The 589-nt window shown below is 61.8% G+C and carries 1 protein-coding gene; it reads left to right on the forward strand.

Going from position 1 to position 589, the window contains the following annotated elements; genetic code table 11:
* Positions 1-512 (forward strand): enoyl-CoA hydratase/isomerase family protein (locus RTX98_RS13020; protein WP_312797079.1); only part of this gene is annotated, 512 nt, incomplete at its 5' end.
* Between the last annotated feature and the right edge of the window lie 77 nt (positions 513-589).

Below are 589 nucleotides of genomic sequence, written 5' to 3' on the forward strand. Positions count from 1 at the left end.
CGGTCATCGCTGCCGTTAACGGTTATGCACTGGCCGGCGCGCTTGAACTTGTCATGAGTTGTGATCTCGCGATCGCGGCCGACAACGCCAAGTTCGGCGAGCCGGAAGTGCGGCACAATTCCGGTCCGCCGGCGCTGATGATGCCCTGGCTGCTCGCCACGCGTGACGTGCGCTGGCTTATGTATACCGGCGACACGATTGACGCCGAGGAAGCGCTACGCATGCATCTCATCAACAAGATCGTGCCGGCTGCCGAGCTGAAGCAGAAGTCGGAGAACCTGGCACGCAAGCTGGCCCGCGTTCCCACACCGGCGCTGAAGTACACCAAGATGTCGATCAACAATCAGCAGATGATCGCCGGCATTCGGGAGAGCTTCAACTACAACGTCACGGCGATTGCCGGCCTGCATGTCACCAAGGCGGGCAATGAGTGGATGAAGAAACTCGGCCAGATGACGCTCAAGGAGTATCTTGAGTACCGCGACGGCCCGTTCCGCGGGCTCGACGTCTGATGATCCAGGACCTGCGCCCTCTGATGGCGCCGCGCTCCGTCGCCGTTGTGGGTGCCACAGAGCGCGCAGGTGCGTCT

Source organism: Tianweitania sp., from assembly GCF_032053605.1.
GTDB lineage: Bacteria > Pseudomonadota > Alphaproteobacteria > Rhizobiales > Rhizobiaceae > Tianweitania.